The 1349-nt window shown below is 64.5% G+C and carries 1 protein-coding gene; it reads left to right on the plus strand.

What is annotated here, in order from left to right:
* Positions 1–1349, plus strand: a 1349-nt coding sequence (locus tag AWB78_RS42580) for a beta strand repeat-containing protein (RefSeq protein ID WP_232478147.1), incomplete at both ends; no start/stop codon positions are given.

The raw sequence follows: 1349 nt of genomic DNA on the forward strand, positions 1-1349 counted from the left end.
TATGTGATTGTGTCGAAGCCGAGTGCGGCCACGGCCACGATCTCGCAGGCGCAGATTACGGTCTCGGGCGTGACGGTGGCTAATAAGACGTACGACGCGACCACGGCCGCCACCGTTTCGGGGACGGCCACCTTAGGTAATGCGATTGGCTCGGACCAGGTGAGTCTGTCAAGCGCGGCACTCACGGCGGCATTCGGCTCGAAGAACGCGGGGGTGGAGACGGCCGCGATTGTGGGCTACACGCTGGCAGGTGCCGATAGCGGCAACTATTCGGTGGTGCTGGCGCCATCGATGGCGAGCGCCTCGATCTCGCAAGCGCAGATTACGGTCTCGGGCGTGACGGTCGCCAACAAGACGTACGATGCGACGACTTCAGCAACCGTGGCGTCCGCAGGTTCCATCACGGGCCAGACGGGGGCGATGACGAGTGATGCGGTGAGTCTCTCGGGTGCGGCGCTCACGGCTGCATTCGGCTCGAAGAACGCTGGAGTGGAGACCGCCACGCTCTCGGGCTTTACGCTCACGGGGGCCGATGCGGGCAACTATGTGATCGCCTCGAAGCCGAGTGCGGCCACGGCCACGATCTCGCAGGCGCAGATTACGGTCTCGGGCGTGTCGGTGGCGAATAAGACGTATGACGCGACCACGGCCGCCACCGTTTCGGGGACGGCCACCTTAGGTAATGCGATTGGCTCGGACCAGGTGAGTCTGTCAAGCGCGGCACTCACCGCTGCATTCGGCTCGAAGAACGCGGGGGTGGAGACGGCCTCGATTGTGGGCTACACGCTGGCAGGTGCCGATAGCGGCAACTATTCGGTGGTGCTGGCGCCATCGATGGCGAGCGCCTCGATCTCGCAGGCGCAGATTACGGTCTCGGGCGTGACGGTGGCTAATAAGACGTACGATGCGACGACTTCAGCAACCGTGGCGTCCACCGGTTCCATCACGGGCCAGACGGGGGCGATGACGAGTGATGCGGTGAGTCTCTCGGGTGCGGCGCTCACCGCTGCATTCGGCTCGAAGAACGCTGGAGTGGAGACCGCCACGCTCTCGGGCTTTACGCTCACGGGGGCCGATGCGGGCAACTATGTGATCGCCTCGAAGCCGAGTGCGGCCACGGCCACGATCTCGCAGGCGCAGATTACGGTCTCGGGCGTGTCGGTGGCGAATAAGACGTATGACGCGACCACGGCCGCCACCGTTTCGGGGACGGCCACCTTAGGTAATGCGATTGGCTCGGACCAGGTGAGTCTGTCAAGCGCGGCACTCACCGCTGCATTCGGCTCGAAGAACGCGGGTGTGGAGACGGCCGCGATTGTGGGCTACACGCTGGCAGGTGCCGATAGCGG

This window comes from Caballeronia calidae, assembly GCF_900044055.2.
GTDB classification, from domain to species: Bacteria; Pseudomonadota; Gammaproteobacteria; order Burkholderiales; family Burkholderiaceae; genus Caballeronia; species Caballeronia calidae.